This is a genomic window from Acidimicrobiales bacterium, from assembly GCA_041394245.1.
In the GTDB taxonomy this organism is placed as follows: domain Bacteria; phylum Actinomycetota; class Acidimicrobiia; order Acidimicrobiales; family Aldehydirespiratoraceae; genus JAJRXC01.
The window spans coordinates 140,744-163,903 of the sequence record JAWKIR010000002.1 but is presented as its reverse complement, the minus strand read 5'-3'; the positions used below and the strand labels follow the sequence as shown (position 1 = coordinate 163,903).

26 protein-coding genes and 1 tRNA gene are annotated in these 23,160 nt (G+C 69.5%); 11 read left to right on the top strand and 16 right to left on the bottom strand.

Annotated elements, in window-relative coordinates:
- Positions 1–2: 2 nt before the first annotated feature.
- The 5 genes from R2707_00890 to R2707_00870 form a co-directional block, all read right to left on the bottom strand.
- Positions 3–959, bottom strand: a complete 957-nt coding sequence (locus R2707_00890; protein ID MEZ5243624.1) for an NTP transferase domain-containing protein — start codon at positions 957–959, stop codon at positions 3–5.
- A 115-nt stretch (positions 960–1,074) separates the two neighbouring features.
- Positions 1,075–1,150, bottom strand: a tRNA-Gln gene (locus R2707_00885).
- 51 nt (positions 1,151–1,201) lie between these two features.
- Complete coding sequence (locus tag R2707_00880; GenBank protein ID MEZ5243623.1) at positions 1,202–2,203, bottom strand: hypothetical protein; 1,002 nt, start codon at positions 2,201–2,203, stop codon at positions 1,202–1,204.
- A complete protein-coding gene (locus R2707_00875; GenBank protein MEZ5243622.1) occupies positions 2,200–2,781 on the bottom strand; it encodes a sigma-70 family RNA polymerase sigma factor in 582 nt (193 codons plus the stop codon). Before R2707_00875 ends, R2707_00880 begins: the two co-directional genes overlap by 4 nt.
- A 93-nt stretch (positions 2,782–2,874) precedes the next feature.
- Positions 2,875–3,777 (bottom strand): hypothetical protein, encoded by a 903-nt coding sequence (locus R2707_00870; GenBank protein MEZ5243621.1) that lies wholly within the window; start codon positions 3,775–3,777, stop codon positions 2,875–2,877.
- 141 nt (positions 3,778–3,918) lie between these two features.
- On the opposite strand from R2707_00870, the gene R2707_00865 reads away from it, so the two are divergent.
- Entirely contained in the window at positions 3,919–4,011 is a 93-nt protein-coding gene (locus R2707_00865) for an AURKAIP1/COX24 domain-containing protein (GenBank protein ID MEZ5243620.1), read from the top strand.
- Between the two features lie 28 nt (positions 4,012–4,039).
- Here R2707_00865 and R2707_00860 read toward each other — a convergent pair whose 3' ends face one another.
- Positions 4,040–4,750: a 4-(cytidine 5'-diphospho)-2-C-methyl-D-erythritol kinase gene (locus R2707_00860; GenBank protein ID MEZ5243619.1), complete on the bottom strand. Its 711-nt coding sequence runs from the start codon at positions 4,748–4,750 to the stop codon at positions 4,040–4,042.
- Positions 4,751–4,772: 22 nt separating this feature from the next.
- Here R2707_00860 and R2707_00855 point away from each other — a divergent pair, with 22 nt between their 5' ends.
- Positions 4,773–5,729 (top strand): MBL fold metallo-hydrolase, encoded by a 957-nt coding sequence (locus R2707_00855; protein MEZ5243618.1) that lies wholly within the window; start codon positions 4,773–4,775, stop codon positions 5,727–5,729.
- Here the strand turns inward: R2707_00855 and rsmA are convergent.
- The 9 genes from rsmA to ychF all read right to left on the bottom strand — a co-directional run bounded on the left by rsmA (position 5,717) and on the right by ychF (position 14,646).
- On the bottom strand, positions 5,717–6,529 hold the full coding sequence (gene rsmA / locus R2707_00850; GenBank protein ID MEZ5243617.1) for a 16S rRNA (adenine(1518)-N(6)/adenine(1519)-N(6))-dimethyltransferase RsmA: 813 nt from the start codon (positions 6,527–6,529) through the stop codon (positions 5,717–5,719). The two genes, R2707_00855 and rsmA, sit on opposite strands and share 13 nt — an antisense overlap.
- A 7-nt stretch (positions 6,530–6,536) precedes the next feature.
- Positions 6,537–7,163, bottom strand: coding sequence for a transglycosylase family protein (locus R2707_00845; GenBank protein ID MEZ5243616.1), 627 nt, complete (start codon positions 7,161–7,163; stop codon positions 6,537–6,539).
- A gap of 163 nt (positions 7,164–7,326) precedes the next feature.
- Positions 7,327–8,085, bottom strand: a complete 759-nt coding sequence (locus tag R2707_00840; GenBank protein ID MEZ5243615.1) for a TatD family hydrolase — start codon at positions 8,083–8,085, stop codon at positions 7,327–7,329.
- A gap of 13 nt (positions 8,086–8,098) precedes the next feature.
- Positions 8,099–9,736, bottom strand: coding sequence for a methionine--tRNA ligase (metG, locus tag R2707_00835; GenBank protein ID MEZ5243614.1), 1,638 nt, complete (start codon positions 9,734–9,736; stop codon positions 8,099–8,101).
- A 51-nt stretch (positions 9,737–9,787) separates the two neighbouring features.
- Positions 9,788–11,134, bottom strand: coding sequence for a DNA recombination protein RmuC (rmuC, locus tag R2707_00830; GenBank protein ID MEZ5243613.1), 1,347 nt, complete (start codon positions 11,132–11,134; stop codon positions 9,788–9,790).
- Between the two features lie 10 nt (positions 11,135–11,144).
- Complete coding sequence (rsmI, locus tag R2707_00825; GenBank protein MEZ5243612.1) at positions 11,145–11,993, bottom strand: 16S rRNA (cytidine(1402)-2'-O)-methyltransferase; 849 nt, start codon at positions 11,991–11,993, stop codon at positions 11,145–11,147.
- Positions 11,990–12,319, bottom strand: coding sequence for a DUF192 domain-containing protein (locus R2707_00820; protein ID MEZ5243611.1), 330 nt, complete (start codon positions 12,317–12,319; stop codon positions 11,990–11,992). Before R2707_00820 ends, rsmI begins: the two co-directional genes overlap by 4 nt.
- 59 nt (positions 12,320–12,378) lie before the next feature.
- Complete coding sequence (locus R2707_00815; GenBank protein ID MEZ5243610.1) at positions 12,379–13,308, bottom strand: acyl-ACP desaturase; 930 nt, start codon at positions 13,306–13,308, stop codon at positions 12,379–12,381.
- A 264-nt stretch (positions 13,309–13,572) separates the two neighbouring features.
- Complete coding sequence (gene ychF, locus R2707_00810; GenBank protein ID MEZ5243609.1) at positions 13,573–14,646, bottom strand: redox-regulated ATPase YchF; 1,074 nt, start codon at positions 14,644–14,646, stop codon at positions 13,573–13,575.
- A gap of 45 nt (positions 14,647–14,691) precedes the next feature.
- Here ychF and R2707_00805 point away from each other — a divergent pair, with 45 nt between their 5' ends.
- The 3 genes from R2707_00805 to R2707_00795 all read left to right on the top strand — a co-directional run bounded on the left by R2707_00805 (position 14,692) and on the right by R2707_00795 (position 16,669).
- On the top strand, positions 14,692–15,030 hold the full coding sequence (locus R2707_00805; GenBank protein MEZ5243608.1) for a hypothetical protein: 339 nt from the start codon (positions 14,692–14,694) through the stop codon (positions 15,028–15,030).
- 35 nt (positions 15,031–15,065) lie between these two features.
- Complete coding sequence (locus tag R2707_00800) at positions 15,066–16,079, top strand: PHP domain-containing protein (protein ID MEZ5243607.1); 1,014 nt, start codon at positions 15,066–15,068, stop codon at positions 16,077–16,079.
- Between the two features lie 233 nt (positions 16,080–16,312).
- On the top strand, positions 16,313–16,669 hold the full coding sequence (locus R2707_00795) for a DUF393 domain-containing protein (GenBank protein ID MEZ5243606.1): 357 nt from the start codon (positions 16,313–16,315) through the stop codon (positions 16,667–16,669).
- Between the two features lie 33 nt (positions 16,670–16,702).
- Here the strand turns inward: R2707_00795 and R2707_00790 are convergent, their stop codons facing one another.
- Positions 16,703–17,482: an enoyl-CoA hydratase/isomerase family protein gene (locus R2707_00790; GenBank protein ID MEZ5243605.1), complete on the bottom strand. Its 780-nt coding sequence runs from the start codon at positions 17,480–17,482 to the stop codon at positions 16,703–16,705.
- A 138-nt stretch (positions 17,483–17,620) separates the two neighbouring features.
- On the opposite strand from R2707_00790, the gene R2707_00785 reads away from it, so the two are divergent.
- From R2707_00785 to R2707_00760, 6 genes are all read left to right on the top strand, one after another.
- Positions 17,621–18,235 (top strand): hypothetical protein, encoded by a 615-nt coding sequence (locus R2707_00785; protein ID MEZ5243604.1) that lies wholly within the window; start codon positions 17,621–17,623, stop codon positions 18,233–18,235.
- Positions 18,236–18,302: 67 nt separating this feature from the next.
- The gene (locus R2707_00780) at positions 18,303–18,971 is read left to right on the top strand and encodes an acetate--CoA ligase family protein (protein ID MEZ5243603.1); all 669 of its coding nucleotides are present in this window, start codon (positions 18,303–18,305) and stop codon (positions 18,969–18,971) included.
- Positions 18,968–20,428, top strand: a complete 1,461-nt coding sequence (locus R2707_00775; GenBank protein MEZ5243602.1) for a CoA-binding protein — start codon at positions 18,968–18,970, stop codon at positions 20,426–20,428. Before R2707_00780 ends, R2707_00775 begins: the two co-directional genes overlap by 4 nt.
- A gap of 15 nt (positions 20,429–20,443) precedes the next feature.
- Entirely contained in the window at positions 20,444–20,776 is a 333-nt protein-coding gene (locus R2707_00770) for an antibiotic biosynthesis monooxygenase (protein ID MEZ5243601.1), read from the top strand.
- Positions 20,773–21,726: a queuosine salvage family protein gene (locus R2707_00765; GenBank protein ID MEZ5243600.1), complete on the top strand. Its 954-nt coding sequence runs from the start codon at positions 20,773–20,775 to the stop codon at positions 21,724–21,726. The genes R2707_00770 and R2707_00765 overlap by 4 nt, the downstream gene beginning before the upstream one ends.
- 153 nt (positions 21,727–21,879) lie before the next feature.
- A complete protein-coding gene (locus tag R2707_00760) occupies positions 21,880–23,055 on the top strand; it encodes a BMP family ABC transporter substrate-binding protein (protein MEZ5243599.1) in 1,176 nt (391 codons plus the stop codon).
- Positions 23,056–23,160 lie beyond the last annotated feature (105 nt).

The window sequence follows — 23,160 nt, the reverse complement described above, 5'->3', positions numbered from 1 at the left end:
AGTCAAGGTCGGCGAGCGTCCGGACCCGCAGTGTAGAACGGGCCTGTGACGGTCGCGGCCGCCACCTCCGAGCCCTGGGCGAGCACGGCGAACGGACCGACTCGGGCATGGTCACCGACCGTCGCCAGCTCGGCCGAGGTCTGTTCGAGCCGACAGTTGGCACCGATGCGACTGTCGGCCAGGTGGCAACCGGGCCCGACCTCGGTCCCTCGCCCGACCGTCGTCGCCCCGCGCAACATGACACCGGGATGAAGGGTGACGTCGGCCTCGAGCTGCACGTCGATGTCGACATAGGTCGTCGTCGGGTCGTGCATCGTGACACCCCGACGGAGCCATCGGGCGTTGATCCGCTCCCGCAGCAGGGCCTCCGCCTCGGCCAGCCCGGCGCGGTCGGTGATCACGTGATGGCCGATGTCGTCGGAGGTGACGTGGGTCGAGACACGGTGGCCCGTCTGCCGCAACACGTCACCGATGGCGGAGATCTCGGGAACCTCGGCCCGGCGCAGCGCCGGCGAGAGGAAGGAGCGACGGACGAACCACACCGCCGAATCGGGGGCCGGGTCGCCTTCGTCGGTCGGGCCGATCAGCACCGTCGCCGCCGCGTCGCTCGCCCGATGCGCCCGATGGAACGCTCGCAGCGTCTGTCCGTCGATGAGCGGCACCGCGGCCGGGATCAGCAGCACGTCGTCGTCGTCGGGATCGAGGTCCACGTCGAGATCGTCGCCGGCCCAGGCGCCGAGCGCAGTGAGCACCGCAGCGCACGGATCGTGACGCACGTTGGCCGGCACCCGGGTGACGTCGGCGGTGGTCGCCTCGAGCTCCTTCGCGAGATCGTCGTCGTCGGGGCCGATGACGACGGCGAGCCGGCGCGGGGCGAGCGCACCCACCGCGGCGAGCACGTGCCCCACGAGCGGACGGCCGCACAGCGGGTGCAGCGGGGTGGCCGTCTCGGACCTCATCCGCACGTCGTTCGCAGTGGCGACGACGACAACGCAGGGGTCAACCGGAGGCACGAACCGTTTCTAGCGCGGCACCGACGACAGCACGAACACGTGGGTGGGGCGGACGCTGCGATGGCTGGCCCGGCAGGGCTCGAACCTGCGACATCCGGCTCCAAAGGCCGGCGTTCTACCAACTGAACTACGGGCCACCGAGGTGGACGCCTCACGGTACCGCGCCGCTCGCGAGATCGACGGCCCCTTCACGAACCGGGCGCCGCGATCGTCTGGACCGCACTGCGGGCGACGACCCCGTCTCCCTCGTCGAGCACGAGCACCCGATAGCGCAGCGTCTCGATCCGCTCGGGCAGATCTCCGAAGGGTTCGGCCGACTCACCCCGGGCGCCCTCGGCGACGACGACGGCGCCGGCGAGGTCGACCGGTTCGGACCCGTCGGCCGTGCGCACGACCACCACTCGCCAACCCGGATCGAGCGAACCGTCGACACTCCAGCCGACCCGAACCGCGCCGTCACGCACGCTGACTCGCAGCGAGACGGCCAGCTCGACACCCGGCGGGCTGTCGCCCGGCGGGTCGGGTGCGATCACGCCGGGGGCCGGGTCGGACGGAGCGCGGGACTCGACCGGAGGGGCCGACGGCCGAGTCGACGGCGGCGCCGGCTCGGTGGTCGTCGTCGATGACGGCGTGGGCCGGGCGGGTGCCGTCGTCGTGGTCGTGGCCTCCGGCACCTCGGATGGACGGGCGCCGGCCGGCCTGTCATCCGACGTCTCGTCCAGCGCGGTGGCCGGGCGGTCGGTGGTGGTCGTCGCCGTCGTCTCGCTCACGAGGCGGCCGCTGCGCACCACGACCCTGGTTCCGGCTGGCAGCGTCACCTCGTCGATCGTCACCGTGCCCCCCTCCCCGACCACGACGACGGCGCCGTCGACCAATGCGAACCCGTCGGCGGGATCGGTCACGACCTCCCCGTCCGGCAGCATGACCACGACGTTCTCGGCGTCGCGGATCTCGAGCGCGGCGACTGCGGTCTCGCCACGGACGAGGAAGGCGATCGTGGCGATCAGCAGCACCAGGGCGAGGGCGGGGCCGACGACGAGACCGCGAGGGACGGGCCGGCGCGGTGCCACGTTCCGGTGCTCGGCGAACCGGACCCGCAGGGCGGCCTCGAGTCGGTCGCGCCGCACCGGGTCGAGATCGGGCACGTCGATCTCGGCCAACGGGGCGAGCGGGTTGTCATCGCTGGTCACGTCGGTTCCTCCAGTCGTTCCACGGCTCGCCGCAGCGCGGCGTTGGCCCGGTGCACGAGCACGGCCATCAACGACGGCGTCAGACCCATTGCCCGGGCCGCCTCTTCGTGACCGAGGCCCGAAAGGTGCCGCAGCACCAGCACCCGCTGATACCTCGGGTTGAGCGAATCGAGACCCGCTCGCAGGATCGCGATCCGGTCCGACTCGTCGATCCGGTCGAGATCATCGATCGCCGCCCGATCCTGCAGGCGATCCGCAGCGCGTTGGGCACGGTCACCGCGGCGCCGACCCCGTCGCCGATGGTGGTCGGTGAGTTCGTTCGCAGCGATGCGAAACAGCCAGGGGCCGATGCCGCCGGGTCCCCACGAGAAGCCGTCGAGTCCGCGCAGCGCCCGCTCGAACGTGGCCGCGGTGATGTCTTCGGCCAGTGGGCCATCGCCGCAACGCCGATGAGCGAAGGCATGGATTCTGTCCACGTAGCGCCCGTACAGGACGGCGAAGGCGTCGACATCGACACGCGCCTGCTCGACGAGCTCACGCTCGTCGAGCAGGTCGTCGTGGTCACGATGGTGGTCCACCGGTCTCCAGCGTGACCGATCACGACGGGTTGACGGCGGCACCCGTGACGACGGGGCCGATGCACCGGACACCTGCGCGGGACCGACAGTGCGTCAGTCCGCGTCCGGGCGGGCGCTGCGACGGATCTCCGACGGCCGCTGCGGCGCTTCGTCGTCCGGCGCGGTGTTCTCGGGCGCAGGGCGATCGGGTCGCGGGATGGCAACGCTCTCGACCCGGCTGCGACCGACCTCGTGGCCGTCGCCGTCGACGGCGGTGACGAGGTAGGCGTAGCGATGACCGAACGCCACAGCATCGTCGCGGATCGCGGTCGTCGACAGACCGACCCGGGCGAGCACCGTCCTCTCGCCGTCGTCGGTGCGCTTCCAGACGACATAGCCGACGGCCGCGGGGGCGGTGACCGGGTTCCATGCACAACCCACCGACACGGTGAGCGCCGCGTCGGACTCGACGCGACTCGGGGCACAGGAGAGACGCATCGGCTCGACCTCGTGGGCGGGTGGCGTCAGCGTCACCGTGGCCACGCGGCTTCGACCGACGATCTCGCCGGCGCCGTCGACCGCGAGGACGGCGTACAGGTAGGCCGACGGCGCGATGACCCCGGTGTCGAGGAAGGACGTCGTGCCCACACCGACCTCGGCCACGAGCACCCGGCTGTCCTGCGCCGGTCGAACCTGGAGCCGCCAGAGTTGCCAGGAGCCGATGTCGGCATCGTCGCCGCCGGACCATTCGCAGGCGACCGCGGGGGTGCGGCGGTCGGTCGAGCGCGGAGCGCAGTGCAGGCGCAGCGCCACATCCGTGTCGGGAAGGTCCAACACGCGGCCCGGCAGGTGGCTGATGGCGCGCCGAAGGGGATGTTCACCGCGGGCCGGGGTCGAGTCCGCTTCGTTGCCGGCGAACCCGGCCGCCGCCGGTCCGGGCATGGTCGCGAGCAGCGCCAGGACCAGGCCGGCCGCCAGAAGCGCCACCCGGCGGGGAGGATGGGGGAATCGGTTCATCGCTCGTCTCTCTGTTCGTCGTGATGTCGTTGCGTGCCGCGCGTCGGCACTCCTCACAACGCCCACGGGTGACCCGGATTACACCGAATCCCGGATTTCTCGGGGTGGGCCTCGGCCTCTGTCCCTGTAGCGTCGGGCACCGTGGGTTCACTGATCAAGAAGCGCCGCAAGCGCATGCGGAAGAAGAAGCACAAGAAGATGCTCCGAAGGACGCGCCACCAGCGCAAGAAGTAGGGCCCCCTGCCCTGCCTCCTCCGAGGCGTCAGCCGGCAGCGACCGTCGTCGCCACCACTCGCCCCGGTCCCGGAAACGCACCTTCGACGAACCACGTGCTGCCGCTACCGGCGAGGCGTGGCCGTTGGCCCGTCGCTCGGGCCAATTCGTCGCGCCACGGGGCCAGTTCCGGTGCGACCGCCAGCGCGGCGGGTTCGAGATCGTTTCCGTGCTCGCCCCTCGGCCCGCCGAGCCGATCCCATGCCGCATAGACCGCGGGGGTCGAGCAGAAGATCGGTGGCGTCAGCAGGGTGAACGTCCGAGGGAGGTGTGGCAGCGGTTCGATGATCTCACCGATGCCACCGACCCGGGCACGGCCACCTCGCAGACAAAACGCCACGTCGGCGCCGATCGACGCAGCCGCGATCTCGTCGTCGTACCCCGCCCATCGAAGTACCGCCGCCGCGTCGGCCGATCCACCGCCGAGCCCTGCACCCGCGGGAATGCGCTTGATGACGCGCACGTGAGCGGTCCGACCACACAGCCGTAGCGCCCGGCGCACCAGATTGTCGTCGTCGGCGACGACGGCCTCGGTCCCGGCCGGACCGACGATCTCGAGACCGTCGCCCTCACTGATCTCGAGCGTGTCGTGGAGGTCGAGGCTCACCATCTCGGCGTCGATCAGGTGGTAGCCGTCGTCACGGCGACCGGTCATCGCCAGCGACACCGTCAGCTTGGCCGGAGCGGAGATCGTGATCACGGCCGAAGGCTAGGGTGCGCGGATGGCACTTGGCACCCGCCCGTTCACCCGGGGGCTCCACGATCTCGGCAATGGCAACTGGGCCTGGCTCCAGCCCGACGGTGGCTGGTGTTGGAGCAACGCCGGCCTGATCGTCGACGGCGACGATGCCCTCCTGGTCGACACCCTGATCGACCTTCCCCTGACTCGGGCGATGCTCGAGGGCTTCGCCGATGCCGCTCCCGGTGCGACGATCACGTCGCTGGTGAACACCCACAGCAACGGAGACCACTGCAACGGCAACGAACTCCTCGATTGCGAAGTGATCGCTTCGACTGCCGCGGCGCGGGAGATGGCAACCGAACGGCCGGAGACGATGGCGGCGTTCATGGACGTGGCCGCCGAGATGGGGGTGACCGGCCAGTTCTTTCTCCACTGCTTCAGCGCCTTTCAATTCGAGGGGATCGACCGCCCGACCCCAACCGTCACATTCGACGGTCGGCTCGTACGCACGGTGGGCGACACGACGGTCGAGATGGTCGAAGTGGGCCCTGCCCACACCGAGGGCGATGTGCTCGTCCACGTGCCGGGTCGGTCCACGGTCTTCACCGGCGACATCGTGTTCGTCGAGGGTCATCCCATCCTCTGGGCCGGTTCCATCCCCGAGCTTCTCGGCGCCTTCGACGTGATCGAGGCATGGAACCCCGAGACGATCGTCCCCGGTCACGGACCGATCACCGACCTTTCCGGTCTGCGCGAGATCCGTGAGTACCTCCGGTACTGCCATCGCGAGTGCCGTGACCGGTTCGACCGCGAGATGTCGGTGGCCGACGCGGCCCGCGACCTCTCGCTCGACCGGTGGAGCGACTGGGGCGAGCCCGAGCGGATCGTCACGCTGGTCGACACCTGCTACCGCGAGTTCCGAGGCGGCGGCGCCACGACCCCGGTGATGGAGTTGATCGGCGCGATGGCAGAACTGTGGGCCGATCAGCGGGGCTGAGCGGCGAGACGGGCCCAAGCGCCCAGGTCGAGTGTCTCGGGGCGTGCCGTCGGGTCGACCCCGGCCGCCACGAACGCTTCGTCGGACACGAGCGAACCGAGCGATCGGCGGAGCATCTTGCGGCGTTGGCCGTAGGCGGCACGCAGGATCGGATCGATGACCGACAACGGGGTCGACACCGGTGGCCTCTCGTGGCGGTCGATGCGCACGAGGACCGACTCGACCTTCGGCTGCGGGTGGAACACGGTGGCGGGGACCCGTCCGACCACTTCGGCGATGCCGTGATAGGCGACCAGGATCGACGGGATGCCGATGGCCTTGTCGCCCACGGACGCGGCCAGGCGTTCGCCCGCTTCACGCTGGACCATCACGAGCATCGACGTGATCCGAGGGACGTCGCGGAGCAGGTCGAGCACCAGCGGTGTGGCGACGTTGTAGGGCAGGTTGGCGACGAGGGTCCACTGCCGGTGGGAGGCGAGCACGACGTCCCAGTCGACCTCGCGCGCATCGCCCTCGATCACCCGCGCACCGTGGGGTTCCACGACCTCCCGCAGTACGGGAACCAGGTCGCGGTCCATCTCGACGGCGGTGACCTCGGCCCCCCGTTCGAGCAGTGCAAGGGTCAGCGACCCCAGACCGGGGCCGATCTCGACGACCGGGTCGCCGGCCTCGACACCGGCCAGCCGGGCGATGCGCCGTACCGTGTTGGGGTCGACCACGAAGTTCTGGCCGAGCGCCCGCCGGGCCTCGAGGCCGTGGCGCTCCATGAGCGCTCGCAGGTCCTGCGGAGAGTGGGTCACCCGTTGCTCAGGAGGCTGCGGCCTGGGCGCCACAGATCGGCCATGGCGACCACCCCCGCTGATGCCACAGGGCGAGCGCCATCGCATCCTGATCGCCGGGACTCGCTGCCGCAGGATCGATGCCCACCAGGGGCGAGCCGCTGATGCCGGCGATCCAGTCCCACGTGGCCTGGGAGAACTGGTAGGCGCCGCGATAGCGGCCGTTGACGCTGACCGCGCCATAGTTCCCGCTGGCCTCGCACTGTCGGAGCGCCGCCATCTGTGCCGCGGTGGGTGCGCCCGTCGCCGGCGCCGCCGCCACCGTGCTCGGCGCCGTGGTGGTCGGTGCTGCGGTTGTCGTGGGGGCCGCGGTCGTCGTGGTCGGGGGCGATGTGGTGGTGCTCGTCCGGGCGATCTCCTCGGCGGCACGCCGCTCGGCCTCGGCGATCCGCTCGGCTTCCTCGGCCGCGACGCGGTCGAGTTCCGCCTGGCGGGCCGTCTCGGCCAACTCCAACGCCTGCTCGTGCGCGGTGTCGCGGTACTCGTCGCGAGCGTCGGTCCAGGCCTCGGCGCGGCTGGTGAACGCGGCGACGTCGGTCTGGGCCAACGGCGTGAGCGCGCCGGCCGGTGCCATCAGCGAGACGATCGTGAGCATGACCACCGCCACGAAGAAGGTGGGTCCGGTCAGTGCGCGGCGAGTGCCGTCCAGAGCTCCGTCCTTCCCTCTGCCACCGCCGCTGACGCGACCGATGGACTCCGTACGACGCGCGACGGTAGAAGCGCCGTAACACAATTGCAACCTTCGCCACCGACGAAAATCAGGTTCGGTCCTCGTCGAAACCGTAGAACTCGGCGGCGGTTTCCCACGTCGCCGTCTCCACGTCGTCGACCGCGCACCCTTTCGCCGCGGCAACTGCGGCACCGACGAGCGGCACGAGGGCCGGCCGGTTCGGCTTGCCCCGATGGGGCACCGGGGCGAGATACGGGCTGTCGGTCTCGACCAGCAGCCGATCGAGCGGGCACGCCACGGCGGCCTCGCGCAGGTCGCCACCGCTCGGGAAGGTGACGATCCCGGAGAACGACAGCAGCGCGCCCCGGGCCAGACACTCCGCCCCCTCGGCGGCCCCACCGGTGAAGCAGTGGAACACGGTCCGTCGCGGCGTGCCCTCCTCATCGAGGATGGCGAAGGTGTCGTCCCAGGCGCTGCGGGTGTGGATCACGAGCGGAAGGTCGCGACGGTGGGCGATGGCGATCTGACGGCGGAAGACGTCGGCCTGCACGTCACGCGGCGAGTGGTCGTAGTGGTAGTCGAGGCCGCACTCCCCCACGGCGACCACCTCCGTCGCGTCGAGGAGCTCCTCGAGTCCGTCGATCCCGTCCGTGGCGTCGTGAGGGTGGATCCCGGCCGTCGCCCACACCCCGTCGTGGGCTCGGGCCACAGCGATCATCTTCCGACTCTGTTCGAGGGTCGTGCCGACCGTGACCATGCGCAGGACCCCTGCGGCGCGAGCATCGGCGACTTGCGCCGCACCGTCGGCTCCCGGAGGAATGTGACAGTGCTGGTCGACCCACGGCATCGCTCGCGATCCCTCAGTCGTCGGCGAGGAGTTCGTCGAGATCGACCTTGGTGAAGATCGGTGTCGGCTTCTCGATCACGGTGCCCGGCGGCACGGGGACCCGTCGCCAGCCCACGACCTCGCCCAGGGCAGCGTCGAGCACCGCCGAGCTGAACGGCAGGAACGGTGTGAACGCAATGCGGATGCCGTTGACGGCATCGAGCGCAGTGGCCAGCACCACCGCGGAGCGTTCTGGATCCGACTTCGCAAGCTTCCATGGCTCGGTGGCGTTGAGGTAGGCGTTGATCGCCTGGGCTCCGTCCATGGCGGTGCGCAGGGCGCTACGGAGCTCGACCCGCTCGATCTGCTCACCGGCGGTCACGAGTGCAGCATCGACGGCGGCGAGGACAGCCTCGTCTTCGGCGGTGCGGCCCTCGCTCTCCGGTTGAACGCCATGGTTCTTGTTGACCATCGACAGCACCCGGTTGACGAGATTGCCCCAGGTGGCGACCAGCTCCTCGTTGATCCGCCGGGCGATCTCCTCGATGGAGATGTCGGTGTCGGCCTGTTCAGGGAAGTTGGCCGCGAGCGCGTAGCGGAGCCCATCGGGCTGGAACAGACGCAGACCCTCTTCGATCGTGAGACCGACGCCCCGACTGGCCGACGCCTTGCCGCCCTTGAAGGTGATGTACTGGTTGGCCGGCACGTCGTCGGGCAGGTGCAGGTCACCGGCTCCCATGAGCTGGGCGGGCCAGAACAGGCAGTGGAACGGGATGTTGTCCTTGCCGACGAAATACACGTGGCGCGACTCGTCGTTCTCCCACCAATGCCGCCAGCGCTCCGGATCGCCCTGGTTGACGGCCCACTCCTTCGCAGCCGAGAGGTATCCGATGACGGCGTCGTACCAGACATAGATGCGCTTGCCCGGGCCGAGATCGTCGACGGGGAGCTCGATGCCCCAATCGAGATCTCGGGTGATCGCCCGGTCGTGCAGCCCCTCTTCCTCGGTCCACCCGAGCGCGAAGTTCACGACGTGGGGCCGCCACCCCTCCTTGGCCTTCAGCCACTCGGCGAGTCGTTCGGTGAAGTCGGAGTAGCGATAGTAGAAGTGCTCGGTGGCCCGCAGTTCCGGGGTGGCGCCGCTGATCTTGGAGCGGGGATTGCCCAGTTCGATGGCGTCGATGGTGCGACCACAGTTGTCGCACTGATCACCGCGGGCCTCTTCGTAGCCGCAGTTGGGGCAGGTGCCCTCGATGTAGCGGTCGGGCAGGAATCGCTCGGCCTCCGGGTCGTAGAACTGGTCGGACATCCGCTTGTCGATGTGGCCGTTGGCCAGTTGGGCGAGGAACATCTCCTGGGTGACCCGGGCGTGATTGGCGGTGCCCGTGGTGGTGTAGTTGTCCCACGAGATGCCGATCTGCTCCCACTGGGCGACGAACTCGTTGTGGTACCGATCGACGATGTCCTGCGGCGTCACACCCTCGGCGTCGGCTCGCACCGTGATCGGGGTGCCGTGAACATCTGACCCCGACACCATCAGCACCTCGTTGCCCACCCGCCGCTGGTGACGAGCGAACACGTCGGCCGGGAGATAGGCCCCGGCGAGGTGGCCGAGGTGACGTGAGCCCGACGCGTAGGGCCAGGCGACAGCGACGAGAACGGGGGTGGCCATGGGCATCGAGGCTACCGGCGGCCCGGGAACCCCAGCGGACTATTCCCCGGGTCAGCTCGCCGTCACGTCGCGAAGCACCGGGCTCGAGGCCGATCCGAGGACCATGGCGTCGGTGTCGACGCCGGTGCGCGACCGGACGTCGTCGATGCGATCGAGTTGACGTTCGAGTTGGCGACGACGGGTCCCCGACAGGTCGGCGAAGCTCCGACTGAGGGTGTCGATGTGGCGCTCGACCTTGTCGATCTGACCCGAGAACTTCTGCCACTGCTCGCCGAACCCGGCCAGACATTCGAGGATCTCCTCGGTCGCCTGCTCCACGGCGAAGGTGTCCATCGCCTGGCGGATGACCGCGAGCACGGCGAACAGCGTGGTCGGCGAGCACAGTACGACGCGTTGGCCGAGGGCGTCGTCGAGAAGCGTCATGTCGTTCTCGTGGATGAACCCGTAGACGCTCTCGTTGGGGATGAACAGCAGCAGATAGCCGACGGTCGTGTCGGTCGCCGCGTAGCCGCGTCCGCTCAGCTCCTTGATCCGCTCGCGCACGTCTTTCAGGAAGCGATCGCGCAGCGCGAGGGCCTCGGCGTCGCTGGGCGCCTCGAGATACCGCAGATAGTTGGTGACCGGGAACTTGACGTCCATGTGGAGCTGGCGGTCATCGGGCAGGAGGAAGGTGAAGTCGGGCTTGGTGCCGCCGTCGATCGTGCGCTGCTTGCGATAGTTGAGGCCCTCGCGCATCCCGGCGGCCCGCAGCACGTCTTCGGCCATGCGCTCGCCCCACTGGCCACGGGCCTGGGGGCTGGCGAGTGCTTCACGGAGGTGCTGGGTCGTCTCGGCGAGCACCTTCTGCTGACGGGTCGCGGCCTCGAGGCTCTCGACGAACTGCCCGTGCTGCTGCGCCCGTTCCTTCTGGAGCTGGGCGACGAGGGTCCGGACCTGCTGGAGTTCGCTGCCCATGGACGTGACCTGATGTCCGAGGGTCTTCGACATGCCGCCGACCCTGGCGTCCATCGTCTCGGACATGCCGCCGACCCGCTCGGCGACGATCTTGTCGACCTCTTCGATCTTCGCCTGCAACGACGCGACGACGTTGCCGAGCTGCTCGTCGATGCGCTGCTGGGTGCCGGTGAGCCGCAGATCGATCGCCTCCCGCCGGTGTTCGAGCTCGGCGGTGCCCGTCTGCAAGCGACTGTCGAAGCTCTCGCCCGCCACTGCGACGACCCGCTCGACCACCCCTTCGACGCTGGAATCCTGGCGGGCCGCCAGCTCGGCGGCGAGCCGCACGATCGCCTCGTCCTGGGCGCCCTGTCGGGAGCGAACGAGGTGGAGACCGACGGCAACGCCGAGACCGGCAGCGATGAAGAGGGAGGCGACCAGGGAGATCACGAGCACAGGTTCCATGAACCGGATGCTACGAAGGGGGTGTGACACCCCCGGGGATGCCGAGCGTCAACTGGTAGGCCCGGCGCCGTCCCACCCCGAGCGCGGTGGCCACGGAATCCGCGGCATCACGGGCGGAACTGCCGGTGTCGAGCGCGGTCCGGAGCGCGGCGAGAATCTCGTCGTCGGTCGCCTCGTCGGCCTCGGGGGCACCCTCGATCACGAGGACGATCTCGCCCTTGGGGGTCGTGACGGCCCACTCCGAGAGCTCGGCGAGCGTGCCCCGGACGAACTCCTCGTGCAGCTTGGTCAACTCCCGAGCGACCACAGCCCGACGCTCGGCACCACAGACCTCGGCGAGCGCAACGAGCGTCGCGCCGATCCGGTTCGGAGATTCGTAGAGGACGACCGTGCGTCGTTCGTGGGCGATCTCGTCCAGCCGCCGACCCCGCTCCCGGCCCTTGCGGGGCAGGAATCCCTCGAAGACGAAGCGGTCCGTGGGGAGGCCACTGGCCACGAGCGCGGCGATCGCGGCGACCGGACCGGGAACGACCGACACCTCGAACCCGGCATCGAGCACGGCATCGACGAGCCGGGCGCCGGGATCGGAGATGCCGGGCGTGCCCGCATCGGACACCAGCGCCACTCGCGAGCCGGAGGCGAGGAGATCGAGCACCTCCGCGGCGGCGCGCCGCTCGGTGTGGTCGTCGACGCGACGGAGGCGAGCATCGGCGACACCCGCGTGGGCGAGCAGGCGACCGGTGCGGCGCGTGTCCTCACAGCAGACGAGGGCGGCGCCGTCGAGTTCTTCCACGGCCCGCGGGGCCAGGTCACCGAGATTTCCGATCGGCGTCGCGACGAGGACGAGCGTCCCGCTCACGACGTGACGTCGATCGTCACGCCGGGCTCGATGCCCCAACGCCGCAGCGAGCCCGCCTCGGCCTCGATGACGTGTCGACATCTCGGGTGCCAACGGCCCAGCCGGTAGGGCCGCATCGTCACGACCGAGCGCACGACCATGTCGGCGTCGACGTGGGCGACATCGATCGCGAACCGCATCCGAACCGTGTGCACCGAGCGAGCCGGCGTGAGCATGATCGCCCCCTCGATGCCGTCGCGGCCGAGGAGCCCGCGACGACGGGAACGGCGCGTGTCGGCCACCTCGAGCGAGGCCACAACACGATCCTCAGCGACGAGCCACGGCATGACCGAAATCTAAACGTCCTGACACGCCCGCGGGTGACGCGACACCGGACGCACCGGTCTCAGACCACCGCGGGTTCGCGTTCGCCGGCCCGCTCCTCGCGGCGGGCCGCGATCCGCGCCCCGACCCGACCGACACGGCCGATGTACTTCACGAGTCGCTCACGCGCCTGCTCGGCCTCGGCGGAGAGTCCTTCGATCGACTCGAGTGCCCAGTCACGCATGATCACCGGCTGGAGGATCTGGTCGTGGTGGATCGCGAGGTCGTAGATCCCCGCATCGGCGATCGCCTTGGCATGGTCGTTGAATCCGGGGATGCCCAGACCCGGCATGGCGAAGTCGGTCGTCTGCTTCTCCATCGCCATGACCGCCGACGACGGGTCGATCTCGATGATCGCGCTGAGGGCGTCGCGATAGAACAGGAAGTGCAGGTTCTCGTCGGCGGCGACCCGCCGCATGATCTGTCGGCCGACGGGATCATCGAGCAGGTTGCCGGTGTTGAAGTGCGAGATCCGGGTCGCCAGTTCCTGCAGCGACACGTAGGCGAGGCCCTCGGCCGCGCTCGGCGGCTCGGGGACGGCCCCGGTCTGCACCTGGATCATCCGGGCCCGCTCCAACTCGACCGGGTCGAGCGCTCGGGTCGCCTGCAGGTAGGTGTTGAGCACCATGCCGTGGCGGCCTTCCTCGGCCGTCCAGCGGCGTACCCATTCGCCCCAGGCGCCATCGCGACCGAACATCCGCTCGATGTCGCGGAAGTAGAAGGGCAGGTTGTCCTCGGTGAGGACGTTGACGAAGAGCGCGCTGCGCACCGCGGGAGGGATCGTGGCGTCGTCGGGCTGCCACTCGTAGTCGGGCTCGTAGTCGAGCGCCTGGCTCCACGGGACGAGCGCGTGGGGGAACCACTCCTTGGTGGTGGCCAGGTGGCGTTCGAGGAGGGCCTCGGCGGTCGCTTCGAGCGCCTCGACGATGGGGAGATCAGCAGGATTCACCATGATGGGCGTCAGCCTACCTGCCGGTAGGCAGGCGGGGCGGATCGTGGACGAAGTTCGGGAGGGAAAGCCACGGGTGTTGAGACTCGACCGCGCCGATCGGGTTACGGTCGACCCGTGGGTATCCGGGCGGCGGCGGACGGGTGACGGGCAACGCCGTCTACAAACACCTCGAGAAGACCCTCGGCCCCAACCACAACCCGAAGAAGGACTGAGAGGGCTCCGGCTACGCCCGGAGCAGACGATGAGGGCTCCGGCTACGCCCGGCTAGACATTGAAGCGGAACTCCATCACATCGCCGTCCTGGGCGATGTAGTCCTTGCCTTCGGACCGGACCTTGCCGACGTCGCGGGCCGCTGACCACGAGCCGGCGGCGAGTAGTTCGTCCCACTGGATGGTCTCGGCGCGGATGAAGCCGCGCTGGAAGTCGGTGTGGATCACACCGGCACACTCGGGCGCGGTCGAACCGGCGCGGAAGGTCCACGCGCGGCTCTCCTTCTCCCCCGTCGTGAGGAAGGTCCGGAGCCCGAGCATGTGGTAGGCGGACGTGAGGAACCGCGGCACCGCACCCTCGCCCAGCCCGAGCGCTTCGAGCATCTCCTGGCGCTCGTCGGCGTCCATCAGCGCCGCCTCGGCCTCGAGCTGGACGCTGAGCACCACGACTTCGGCACCGTCGAGTTCGGCCCGTACCGGCGCGGCGATCTCGTCTTCCTGACCGATCTGGTCCTCGCCGATGTTGAGCACCGCCATGACGGGCTTGTTGGTGAGGAAGAAGAACTCCTTGAGCTCCGCCCGATCCGCGGCCGGGAGATCGGCACGATAGAGAGGTGTGCCGTCGGCGAGATGATCGACACAGGTCTGCAGGAGCGCGACGGTCGGCTTCAGCGAGCTGTCGCCCTTGAGCATCCGGCTGGTCTTGTCGAGCGCCTTCTCGGCACTGGCGAGGTCGGCGAGCGCGAGTTCGATCTCGACCACGCGGAGGTGCTCGAGCGGATCGGACGGACCGGGCACGTCGCTGTCGGGGAAGGCGCGCAGGACGAAGACGATCGCGTCGACCTCGCGGATGTGGGAGAGGAACGCGTTGCCGAGGCCCTCGCCGTGGCTCGCCCCTTCGACGAGACCGCCGATGTCGGTGAACTGCACGGCGGCGTGGACCACGTTCTTGCTGGCGCTCATGACCGCGAGCTGGTCGAGCCGATGATCGGGCACCTTGGCGACGCCGACGTTGGGATCCGTCGTGGCGAATGCGTAGGGCGCGGCGTGCGCACCGCCGCCCGCGAGTGCGTTGTAGAGAGAACTCTTGCCCGCGTTGGGGAGACCGACGAATCCGAATCGTTCCATACCCGGCCGAGGCTATCTACGAGGGGTCGGCTACCGTTGGGCCCCGTGACCGACACGACCGCGGCACCGTCCGCAACGAGCAAGTCCAAGGGCGACACCGTCGCTGCCGAGCGTGCGTTCTCGAAGTCCATCGCCGTCTCGGCGGTGCGCTGCACACTCACCTACGTGCTGATCCCGTTCATCTTCCCGATCATCGGTTTCGGCACCGGCGCCGGGCCGTGGATCGGGGTGCCGATCGGCATCGCTGCGATCGTGGCCAACATGGTCAGCATCCGGCGCTTCCATCGCGCCGACCACAAGTGGAAGTGGCCGATGACCGCGATCAACCTCGGCATCATCGGCCTGCTCGTGGTCCTCGTCGTCAACGACCTCACCAGCCTCTGAGCCGTCCCGCCGACCACCACGGCTACCGTGGGACGATGGAGCCCGTGGCCGCGTTGCGCCGAGCAGTCCACTATCTCGATCGTGAACTCGCGCCCCCGCAGAAGGTGCGGGCGTTCCAGCGGGCGATCGAGGTCGTTGTCGAGGTCGGCCCCGGCGAGATCGCCGCTCGCGCCGCCGCCGGCACGCTCACCGACCTGGAGGGGATCGGAAAGTCCACCGCCGAGGTGATCGTCGACGCGCTCGACGACAACGACGACGGCTACCTGGCCCGCCTCGACGAACGCAGCCGGATCCCGATCGGCAGCGGCCGCGCCGTGCTCACCGCCCTACGGGGCGACTGTCATGCCCACACCACCTGGTCCGACGGCGGCGCGCCGCTCCGGGCCATGGCCGAGACGGCCATCGGGATCGGCCACGAATGGATGGTGGTGACCGACCACTCGGCCCGCCTCACCATCGCCCACGGGCTCGACGAACAACGCCTGACCCGCCAACTCGACGAGATCGAGCAGCTCAACGCGGAGCTGGCGCCGTTCCGTCTGCTCACCGGTATGGAAGTCGACATCTTCGAGGACGGCACCCTCGACCTCGCCGACGAGATGCTGGCCCGCCTCGACCTCGTCGTCGCCAGCGTGCACTCGAAGCTGAAGCTTCCCCGCGACGAGATGACCCGGCGCATGGTCATGGCGATCGCCAGTCCGCACACCGACGTGCTCGGCCACTGCACCAACCGCAAGCTGATCGGCCGGGGCCGCCCGCCGTCGGAGTTCGATGCCGAGATCGTCTTCGCCGCCTGCGCCCAGTTCGACACGGCGGTGGAGATCAACTGCCGCCCCGAACGCCAGGACCCCCCGGAGGAGCTGCTCGAGCTCGCGATCGAATGGGGGTGCAAGGTCGCCATCAACACCGACGCCCACGCGACCGGCCAGCTCGAGTGGCAGCCATACGGCGCCGACAAGGCGGTCCGCTGCGGGGTGCCGATCGACGACATCGTCAACACCTGGACGGCCGACGACGTGCTGGCGTGGACCGCGAGCCACGAGGCCTGACCTCGTCGAGCGCGGGGTTTTGCCCTCGTCCCGCTACCCTGACGGCCATGTCGAAGCGCACCAAGAAGAAGAAGGCGAAGGTTCGCCGCAGCAAGGCCAACCACGGGCGCAAGCCCAACATGGGTCGCAACAGCTGATCTTTCGGTTCCGGGCTGCATCAGGCCTGCAACTGAATCGTGTGCACCGCCGGTCGCTCCGGCGGTGTTCTTCGTTTTCGCTGCGAGACTGTCCTCGTGCTCGTGTTCGACGGCGACTGTGGGTTCTGCACCTCTTCGGCCCGCTGGATCGAGGCGCGTCTGTCCGGCCATGCCGCGGTCGTCCCCTGGCAGTCGTGTGACCTCGGCGAGCTCGGTCTCACCGAAGCCGACGTGACCACCGCCGCCTACTGGATCGACGAGTCGGGCACCGCCCACCGGGGACACCGGGCGATCGGGTTGTCGCTCATGACCGCCGGCGGAGCCTGGGCGATCGTCGGGCGACTGATCATCACGCCGCCGATCTCGTGGCTCGCCGGGCCCGTCTACCGCCTCGTCGCGAAGTATCGCCACCGCCTGCCGGGCGCGACCGACGCCTGCCGTCTGCCCGACTGACGGGACGAACCCCCGGCGAGCGTGTCGATCCGCTCAGTCGCGGGGCCAGACGGGGTCGCGCTTCTCCACGAACGCGGTCATGCCCTCGCGCATCTCGGGATTCATGATCGATCGTTGGAAGACCCGGGCGTCGTGTGGACGAAGCTGGCGGTTGATGTCGTCCTTGATCACAGAGCGACTCTTCGGTGCACCCTTGGTCACTGCTTCGACGAGTCGGTCGACCGCGGCATCGAAGTCGTCGTCGGGCACGACCTGCTGCAACAGCCCCATCTGCATCGCCCGTTCGGCCCCGAACGCCTCCATCGCGAACATGATCCACTTGGCGTTGCCCAGACCGACCCAGTCCGCCAGCCGGGTGGCCATGAAGACATCGGGCGCACCCCGGAGGAGTTCCGGTGCCCGAAACCGCGCCGACTCCTTGGCGATCGAGAAGTCACAGTGCAGCATCAGGTCGAGTCCACCCGCGTAACAGAGTCCGTTGACGGCGGCGATCACTGCTGCGGAGCACCGCTCGAGGTGTCGGAACGGGAAGTGGTCGGTCGGATCCCACTCTGCGGCGAGCGTCGGGTCGTCGATCGAGTTGCCCGCCATGTCGCCGCCGACGCAGAACACGTCGTCGGTCCCGGTGATGACCAACACGTCGATGTCGGCTTCCCTGTCGGCCATGACCGCGGCGCGCTTCACCCCGCGGTACATGTCCTGGGTCATCGAGTTGCGGCGGTCCACCCGATCGATCCGCACCCGCAGCACGTGGTCGGCGTAGGTCGCGACCAGGCAGGGAGAGCCGAGGTCGACCGTCTCGTCGTCATTCATGGGGCGACCCTAGTTCGCGCTGCCGACGAGCCAGCCGACGCCGACGGGACTTTCGGCCCTGCACCTCGGACTCGGTCGTTCGTACCGTCGGTCGGGACGTCGGGGCGATCCGGTCCGGCGCGTAGGGAGGACAGTTCCATGACCGACACACCCATCCGACTCAGTCGACATCGTCTCGACCAGATTCTCACCGCGCTCGGCGCCGTGGTGGTCGTGGTGCTGCTCGTGGCCGGCGGCCTCCTGTCGTGGGGCAACAGGTTCGCAGAGGACTACGTGGGCGACGAGCTGGCCGCCCAGAATGTCGTCTTCCCCAGCGCCGACGCACTGTCCGGTCAGGGGCGCGACGACCTGGCCAAGTACGGCGACGAACTGGTCGACACCGGGGACGAGGCCGAGGCCTACGCCAGCTACATCAAGGGCCATGTCGAGGGCATCGCCGGCGGGATGACCTACGCCGAGCTGAGCGGGCCTGAGCGGGCGGCCGATGCGGCGCTCAACGAGGCGATCGCCAACGGCGCCGATGCCGACGAGATCGCGGCCCTCGAAGAGGCGGCCGACGAGATCACCGGCCAACGCGACTCGATCTTCCGAGGAGAGATGCTCCGGGGCGCGCTCCTCAACACTTACGCGTGGTCGACGATCGGCCGTATCGCCGGCATCGCTGCGATCGCGGCGTGGATCGCCGCCGCCGCCATGGCCGTGCTGGTCGCCGCCGGTGTGGTGCACACCCGCCGGCATCACGCGGCCGGCTGACGGCACGCCGAGGAAGGGTGGTGCTCGACGGCCCGACGCGACGTTCGCTCGTGGTAGACCCAGGCCCGTGAGCATCACCCTTTCCGAAGCGGAATCTCGGCGGATCGTGGCCCGCCACGGCGTCCCGGTGTCGCCGTTCGTGACCGGCACCAGCACCGACGAGGTGGTCGCCGCCCTCGCCGCCGACCCCACTGTCGTCTACCCGGTGGTCGCGAAGCTGTGCGGTCGGGCGATCGCCCACAAGACCGAGCGGGGACTCGTGCGGCTCCGGATCCCCGACGAGGCCGGCCTCCGAGCCGCCTGCGACGATCTGCTGGCCGCCGCCCGCCCCGAGGACGGCGCGGTCGAGGTCCTCGTGTCGAGCATGGTCGCCGGCAACCGCGAGCTGATCGCCGGGCTCAACGACGACCCGCAGTTCGGGCTGACCATCATGCTCGGGATCGGTGGCATCCTCGCCGAGGCGATCCGCGATGTCGTCTTCCGGCTCGTGCCGATCACCGCGGTCGACGCAGCAGAGATGATCGACGACCTCGCCACCCAGCGCCTGCTCGACGAATTCCGCGGCGAACCGGCCCTCGATCGAGAGGCCCTGACCGACGCGCTCGTGGCGCTGGCGAAGGTCGGCGAGCAGGAGCGAGGGATCCGCTCGGCCGACCTCAACCCGCTGATCCTCGTTGACGGCAAGCCGATCGCGGTCGACGCTTTGCTCGAGGTCGACCCGGAGGGCACATCGTGACCCGCAATCTCTCGGCCCTTTTCGACCCGAAGGGGATCATCATCACCGGTGTCTCGAACCATCCCGGCAAGTTCGGTTTCGTGACGCTGCACAATCTGCTCGCTTCGGGCTACGAGGGCGACGTCTTCCCCGTCGGCCGCGAGGCGGGCGAGGTGCTCGGCCGACCGGTGCTCGGATCCATCGACGACGTGCCCGCAGGCCGGGCCGACATGGTGTTCATCTGCACCCCACAGGCAGTCAACGAGGACCTCCTGCGGGCCGCGGCGGCCAAGGGCGTGACCGCCGCCTTCTTCGCCGCCGCCGGTTATCGCGAGGCCGGTCCGGAGGGCGCAGAGGCCGAGCGCCGACTGGTCCTCCTCGCCGACGACCTGGGCATCGCGGTCGCCGGCCCCAACGGCCAGGGTGTCGTGTCCACGCCGTCGAAGATGTGCGCCCAGATCGTCGCGCCCTACGCCCCCGCCGGCCGGATCGCCGTCGCCAGCCAGTCGGGCAACTTCGTGTCGTCGTTCCTCAACCTCGCCCACCACACCGGGGTGGGCATCAGCCGGGCGGTCGCCGCCGGCAACGCCGCCGTCCTCGGCATCGCCGACTATGTCGAGTGGTTCGCCGACGACCCCGAGACGAGCGTGTGCCTCGTCTACATGGAGTCGGTCGACGACGGCCGCGAGATGTTCGAACGACTGAAGGCCGTCGCCGAACGGAAGCCGGTCGTCGTGGTGAAGGGCGGGGCCTCCGATGCCGGAGCCCGCGCCGCGGCCAGCCACACGGGCGCGCTGGCATCCGACGACGCGGTGTTCGACGGCATGTGCCACCAGGCCGGTCTCATCCGGGCGCGCGACGTGGAGGAGGCGTTCGAGGTCGCCGCGACGATCGCCACCCAGCCGCTCCCCGCCGGGCCGCGGGTCGTCGTGGTGACGACCGTCGGCGGCTGGGGCGTCGCCGCGGTCGACGCGATGAGTGGCACCCGACTCGAGGCCACACCGCTCCCCGCGGACCTGTATGCGGCGATCGACGAGAAGCTCCCCCCGCGGTGGAGCAGGAACAACCCGGTCGACATGGCCGGCGGCGAGACGCGCGACACGGTGCCGGAGATCCTCGAACTCGCCGCCTCGCACCCCGACGTCGACGCCGTGCTCTTCCTCGGTCTCGGCATCCAGTCGAACACAGCGGCCATGCTGCGCGAGGGCGGGTTCTACCCCGACCACGGGCTCGAACGGATCGTCGACTTCCACGAGCGCCAGGACGCCCGCTACGCGCAAGCCGCCGGAGAGATCGCCGCCCGCACGGGAACGCCCGTGCTCATGGCCACCGAGCTCGCGAACGCCCGCCCCGACAACGCAGGGCCGGCCGGTGCCCGCGCCGCGGGGCTCATGTGCCACGCGTCGGCCGGACGGGCGATCCGATCGCTCGATCTGATGAGCCGCTACGCGAATTGGCGCGCGGCGCGCGGACTCTGACCCTACGGTCCTGTCATGACCCGCACCCCCGAGCCGCCCTACTACGCGGTCGTCTTCACCAACCGGCGCGCCGGTTGGCAGCACGACGACGTCGACACGGCCTATGGAGCGGCAGCCGAACGCATGGAGGAACTGGCCGCGACGATCCCCGGCTACCTCGGGATCGAATCGGCTCGCGGCACCGACGGCACCGGGATCACGGTGTCGTACTGGGCCAGCGAGGACGCGATCGCCCGGTGGCGAGCCCACCCCGAACACCTCGAAGCCCAGAGCCACGGACGAGACGAGTGGTACGAGTGGTACGAGCTCCGCGTCGGTCGAGTCGAGCGAGCGCGGTCGTTCCCGTGACCATCTTCGACGACATCCGTGCCTCGTGCGCTGCCGTTGCAGAGGCCGCGACCCACGTCCGCATCGTGCCGGAACGAGTGGCCGCGTTCGCCGGCGAACTCGATCTCGACACGCCGAAGAACGATCCCGGGCAGGATCGGATGGGGTCCGAGGAGACCGCGACCGCGTTCGTGCTCGCGCTCGACGCGATCAACTTCGGCAGCGGCTACTTCCCCTACATCCGCAAGCGACCCGGGATGTCGGGCTACCACACGGTCGCGAACTCGCTGCGCGACCATGTGGCCGACACGGGCGGCCTCACGACCGCACGCCTCGCCGCCTGGACCGTCGACGATGCGGCAGCCACCTTCGGCCAGGTGCTCGACGGCGGCCTCGGCCACGAGCTCATGGAGCTGTACACCGAGGCATGGCACGACCTGGCCGCATTCGTCGACCGTGTCGGCGACGGGTCCTTCGCTGCGGCCGTCGCGGTTGCCGACGGGTCGGCCGCTCGCCTGGTCGAGATGCTCGCCGAGATGCCGTTCTTCCGTGATGTGCACCCGCACCCCGCCGTCGGTGAGGTGTTGCTCTACAAGCGGGCGCAGATCGTGGTCCAGGACCTCCACGTCACCTTCGCCGGCCAGGGTCCCGGGCGGTTCGAGGACCGCCGTGAACTCACGATGTTCGCCGACAATCTCGTCCCCCACGTGCTGCGGGTCGAGGGTGTGCTCGAGTTCGATACCGACCTGCTGCGCCGCATCGAGGCAGTGGAGGACATTCCGGTCGGCTCGCCCGCAGAGGTGGAGATCCGTGCGTGCGGCCTGCACGCAGTGGAACTCCTCCGCGTCGCGCTGGCCGAGCGGGGCGAACGACTCACGGCCGGCGACCTCGACAACGTGCTGTGGAACGCCGGCGCCGCGCCCCGCTACAAGTCGATCCCGCGCCACCGTTCGCGGTGCGTCTACTACTGAGCGTCGACGAAACACAGGGTTCACGAAACACTGCACCGGCCTGCGTGCGCGCATACATCTCCGGACGGATAGCGTTCGGGAACCACCGGGCCGGGGCACTGCGCGCGCCGCCCGAGAACACCCACCCGCCATTGGGCGGAATCTGGAGGGAAAATGCGCAACCGACTGCTACTGATTCTCGGGATCCTGTTGTCGTTCTCGTTGCTCGCCGCGGCTTGCGGCGACGACAGCGAGGACACCACGGACTCGACCGACTCCACGCCGGACGACAGCGGCGACACCCCCGACGACACCACGCCGCCCGACGGCGCAGACCCCGATGCCTTCGCCGGCTGCCCCGACGCCGAGTCGACCGTCGAGAACAACGGCCAGGTCGGCCTCGTGTTCGACGTCAACGGCCGCGGTGACCAGTCGTTCAACGACTCCGCCGCCGCCGGTCTCGACCGTGCGGTCGCCGACTTCGGCCTGACCTTCACCGAAGCCGTCCCGAACGAGGACGGGTCCGACCGCGGCCCGCTCCTGCAGCTCGCGGCCGACGACGCCAGCATCGTCATCGCCGTCGGCTTCCTGTTCGCCGGCGAAGCCGGTCCGGCCGCCTGTGAGAACCTCGACACCCACTTCGCGGTGATCGACGACGCCATGTTGAACTTCGCCGCCGAGGGTGGCCCCGCGCCGTGGGCACCCAACGCTGCCGGCCTCACCTTCGCCGAGGAGCAGGGCTCGTACCTGGTCGGCGTTGCCGCCGGCCTCACCACCGAGACCAATGAGATCGGCTTCATCGGCGGCGTGCAGGGCTGGGGCCTGATCGAGAAGTTCGAGGCCGGCTTCGTCGCCGGCGTCGCCTCGGTCAACCCCGACGCCAACGTCACCGTCAGCTACATCGCCGAGAACGACGTCCAGGGATTCTTCCAGCCCGACCGGGCCCGTGAGATCGCCACGTCGATGTACGAAGAAGGCGCCGACATCGTCTACCACGCAGCCGGCGACTCCGGCGGCGGGCTCTTCATCGCCGCCAAGGAGTGGAGCGAGGCGAACGACAAGGTGTGGGCCATCGGTGTCGACTCCGACCAGGCGCTGACCGCCGACGAGGACGTGCGTGAGTACATCCTCACCTCGATGCTGAAGCGAGTCGACAACGCCGTGTACCAGGCCATCGAGGCCCACGTGAACGGTGAGTTCGTCAACGGCAACACCGTCTACGATCTCGCGACCGGCGGCGTCGGCTACTCGACGACCGGCGACTACCTGAGCGCCGACACCATCGCAGCGATCGACGCGGCCGAAGCGGCGATCATCGCCGGCGACGTCGTGGTGCCGACTGCACCGTGATCACGGCCGTCGAATGACGGCTGTCTGATGCAACAGTGACGAAACGATCGGGGTCGGGCTAACGTCCGGCCCCGATCTTGTTTTCCCGTCGCCGTCCGGCCGCGA

What these genes read in the sequence shown, in the direction of transcription:
- R2707_00890 (MEZ5243624.1), bottom strand. Translation starts at nt 959, where the DNA reads ATGAGGTCCGAGACGGCCACCCCGCTGCACCCGCTGTGCGGCCGTCCG.
- R2707_00870 (MEZ5243621.1), bottom strand. Translation starts at nt 3,777, where the DNA reads ATGAACCGATTCCCCCATCCTCCCCGCCGGGTGGCGCTTCTGGCGGCC.
- R2707_00855 (MEZ5243618.1), top strand. Translation starts at nt 4,773, where the DNA reads ATGGCACTTGGCACCCGCCCGTTCACCCGGGGGCTCCACGATCTCGGC.
- R2707_00845 (MEZ5243616.1), bottom strand. Translation starts at nt 7,163, where the DNA reads ATGCTCACGATCGTCTCGCTGATGGCACCGGCCGGCGCGCTCACGCCG.
- R2707_00840 (MEZ5243615.1), bottom strand. Translation starts at nt 8,085, where the DNA reads ATGCCGTGGGTCGACCAGCACTGTCACATTCCTCCGGGAGCCGACGGT.
- metG (MEZ5243614.1), bottom strand. Translation starts at nt 9,736, where the DNA reads ATGGCCACCCCCGTTCTCGTCGCTGTCGCCTGGCCCTACGCGTCGGGC.
- rmuC (MEZ5243613.1), bottom strand. Translation starts at nt 11,134, where the DNA reads ATGGAACCTGTGCTCGTGATCTCCCTGGTCGCCTCCCTCTTCATCGCT.
- R2707_00820 (MEZ5243611.1), bottom strand. Translation starts at nt 12,319, where the DNA reads ATGCCGTGGCTCGTCGCTGAGGATCGTGTTGTGGCCTCGCTCGAGGTG.
- R2707_00815 (MEZ5243610.1), bottom strand. Translation starts at nt 13,308, where the DNA reads ATGGTGAATCCTGCTGATCTCCCCATCGTCGAGGCGCTCGAAGCGACC.
- ychF (MEZ5243609.1), bottom strand. Translation starts at nt 14,646, where the DNA reads ATGGAACGATTCGGATTCGTCGGTCTCCCCAACGCGGGCAAGAGTTCT.
- R2707_00800 (MEZ5243607.1), top strand. Translation starts at nt 15,066, where the DNA reads ATGGAGCCCGTGGCCGCGTTGCGCCGAGCAGTCCACTATCTCGATCGT.
- R2707_00790 (MEZ5243605.1), bottom strand. Translation starts at nt 17,482, where the DNA reads ATGAATGACGACGAGACGGTCGACCTCGGCTCTCCCTGCCTGGTCGCG.
- R2707_00785 (MEZ5243604.1), top strand. Translation starts at nt 17,621, where the DNA reads ATGACCGACACACCCATCCGACTCAGTCGACATCGTCTCGACCAGATT.
- R2707_00770 (MEZ5243601.1), top strand. Translation starts at nt 20,444, where the DNA reads ATGACCCGCACCCCCGAGCCGCCCTACTACGCGGTCGTCTTCACCAAC.
- R2707_00760 (MEZ5243599.1), top strand. Translation starts at nt 21,880, where the DNA reads ATGCGCAACCGACTGCTACTGATTCTCGGGATCCTGTTGTCGTTCTCG.